Annotated in this window: 3 protein-coding genes; 1 reads left to right on the top strand and 2 read right to left on the bottom strand. The window is 42.3% G+C overall.

Annotation, left to right across the window (positions count from 1 at the left end; genetic code table 11):
* The coding region (locus tag Q0192_RS11000; protein WP_299289531.1) for a hypothetical protein at positions 1–405 on the top strand (405 nt) is incomplete at its 5' end.
* Positions 406–455: 50 nt separating this feature from the next.
* On the opposite strand, the gene Q0192_RS10995 is transcribed toward Q0192_RS11000, so the two are convergent.
* A complete protein-coding gene (locus Q0192_RS10995; RefSeq protein ID WP_299289530.1) occupies positions 456–1,493 on the bottom strand; it encodes a hypothetical protein in 1,038 nt (345 codons plus the stop codon).
* 6 nt (positions 1,494–1,499) lie between these two features.
* Positions 1,500–3,168: glycosyltransferase family 39 protein (locus tag Q0192_RS10990; protein ID WP_299289529.1), on the bottom strand; the 1,669-nt coding region annotated here is incomplete at its 5' end.

The raw sequence follows: 3,168 nt of genomic DNA, 5'->3' as shown, positions 1-3,168 counted from the left end.
AGACTGAACAGTTCCATCAACCCGAGACTGAACAGTTCCATCAACCCGAGACTGAACAGTTCCATCAACCCGAGACTGAACAGTTCCATCAACCCAAGACTGAACAGCTCCATCAACCCAAGACTGAACAGTTCCATCAACCCAAGATTAAATAGTTCTTACAGCGGAAAGTACATATTTGATTTAGACAATAATGCAGAAGGATTTATAGTTGACGCAAACGACAAAATAATTCAAGTATATAATTTTAATCTTGAAAATATAATGTTTGGAGTTGCACATTTTAAAAATGGGTTTGTCCTGTTTAATTTAGAAAATGAATTTATTGGACATTTAGAGAGTGATTCCAAAGGTGGTTTTAATCAGTTTGATTTAGATAACAATTGGGTTGCTTCAGTAAAATGATAATACCTTCTAAAAGTGTGATTGACGAAATTTAGTAGAATATCCCTTCCTTAATCCTTAAACCTTACCAAATTCTTCCTGCCAATATCATATGTTAACCGAAATGCCTGCTGGCTATCGCCCAAATTTCCCGGCGACTGGTGAAAACTCAAAATAAAACTTCCCCTAATATTATTGTAAATAAAAGGCGTATAAATTATATCTAAACGGTTGTACAATTTCTTGCTGTAAAAGTAGTCGCCGTAAGTAAGGTGGTGACCTTGCCCGGCATAAAAATTATCTTTTAAGCCGAAGTGCCTGTGGTTTAAAAACAGCTCGGCCACAAAACCTTTTGGTGTTTGGAGGCCGGTAATGCCACGTTCTCTTTCCAATGAAATCATCCCTCCGGCTTCAATGGTTAAAGAATCTAAAAAGGTTTTGTGGCTAAAATCCAAACCAACGCGTATTTGTCCGCCGCCGTTGTCGCGGATGTAATCGTTCGGCAGCAAAATACCGGCACCGGCATCGTGCAGCAGCATAAAATAATGCGACAAAAAGAACGGGCCGGACGGGTTTGGCAAATACTTGCCGGATGCGCCAAAAATAAACTGTTCACGGTCGGTCGCGGTTTGCCGGCTTACCCAATCAATCCAAATTGTTTCTTTTCCCCACGGGCTTTGGTAACTGGTTAACAAACCCTGGATGTTTGGCCGGTAATAAAGCAAAGTATCGTTGAGCAAGGCAATCGGGTAATCGGTAATTAAATCCTGGCGCGGAAAAGAACCAATATCAAACGTCCAGCCTTTTTTACCGGTAAAATTATAGTAGATAACCGGATCGGCTTTCAAAAAAAACGGATTGGCGCCAAACTCGTGGATGCCATTCACGCCAAAACGAAAATGGTTGACCGAATCCAGATTCACGCCCAGATCAAGCGCGGCACGGGCACCGGAAAACGTGTGTGAACGATCTGGGAAAGCACGGTATTCGCGGTTGTCCATAAAACCAAACCCGTTAAAATGGATGTCGAGGTTTTGTGCAGCACAATTTTTAGTGCCTAAAAGAAGCATCAGGGCAAAGAAGAAACCGAAACGTAAAGTTGTATTCATGGCAAATTATTGAACGGTAATTGGAATAAACGGACTGCTGCGCGGACCGGCAAACGGAGGCGTTATAACAGAAAACAAAAGTGTGTAATTTCCTTTTTGCAAAGGCAATTTTAAATCAAAAGGGAAAAATTTACTTTCGCCGGGTTTCAGTTGGATTTGATTGAAATTTGACGGTGCCAACTGGTCACTCAAAACCGAATCTTCCTGCATCAAATAAGCGCGCAAAACCACTTTGTGCTGCTGGTTTGCGTTGCTAAAATTAACCGGTTTGGTATAAGGGTTGGTGATTTTTAGGTTGAGGCGAACCGTTTTTCCGGGAAAAGAATTGATTTCTTTGACATTCGCTTCCACCAAAATCTTCTGGTACGTGCGCAATCGGTCAATCCAAGCACCATAAAAAATGCCTTTTGCCGTGTTTAAAGTATCGGTTTTAATTGATTGTAAAGGTTGGTCGGTTACATAATAAACGCGCTTCTGCTGCAAACTGTCTTCCAACGGCCAAATATCAAATTGTGTGCGGCGGTAAAAACGCGAATCGTACGAAAAACCCTGGAGCGAGTTAGTGTAATAACTGTACCAGGACGGGTTTTGAAAATTATCCGGGAAGATAACGTAAGCATTTCCGACTTTTTTTCGGATCGCTTCAGTCCATTGCGGGTTTCCAAAATAGCTTTTTACCACGCCAATTTTCATGCTGATCGGGTTTTTCACCATCAAACCCAAACGCATCAGCAGCAGAAGCAACAGGTTGATGTACAAAAGCGGTTGCAGCCACGTTGGTTTCGGTTTGTTTTGAAGGGAAATGGAAACCAGCAGCACAAAAGGCAGGAACCCAATCAGCGTCCAATGTGGTTGTACGGCAACTTTTAAAGTATTGGCGAGGAAGAAAATTAATGTTCCGACGAAATTAAACAACAGTGTTTGGGTGAAAATATCAGTTGAACGGAAACGTACAATCTGCTTATACCAAAACCAACTTACCAATGGGCCAGCCATAAACAATTGCCCGATCAGAAATAATGCGGTAAACTCAAACCGGTAATGACTGGCCGAACGCTCAAACAAATGGTATTTTACCGAGGGAAAACCGTGGTTGATCTGCCAAAAAACATGCGGTAAAAACAGTATCAGCGTAAGCGCGGCAACCAACCAAAAAGATTTCCGGCGGAAAAGTTTTGGGTTTGCTATCAGCGTAAAAATTACCAGTAAAACGGCGTGGTATTTACTGTACAAGGCGCCAGCTAAAGACAGGCTGAGCAAGATGGCAATTCCGGGTTTGTCTTTTTCTAAATATTGCTGGTAAAAGAAGTAAAATAACGTGCTGAAAAAGAAAAGCGGCGCATCGGGCGTGGTGGTAAAACCGAAAATATGAAAGATGGAAACGGAGCTGACAACCAGCACAAACCATTTCGCTTCTACCTGATATTTTTTAACAATTTGCCATAAAACCCACCACGAAAAAGTGCTGCTAAAAACAGTAAGCAAACGCAAACTGAGTTCGTTGTGAAACAAAGAATCACCAGCGCGGATAAACAACGCCACCATCGGCGGATGGTCAAAATAGCCCCAATCCAAAAAACGCGAGTAAAGCCAGTAGTAAGCTTCGTCGGGGTGCAATTCGGTAAAATAGCTTTGCAGGAGGTTGACCAGGCCCCAAACCAGCAGAAAATACAGG

The organism is uncultured Mucilaginibacter sp. (assembly GCF_937859865.1).
Lineage (GTDB): Bacteria > Bacteroidota > Bacteroidia > Sphingobacteriales > Sphingobacteriaceae > Mucilaginibacter_A.
This window is presented reverse-complemented; position numbering and strand designations above follow the sequence as displayed.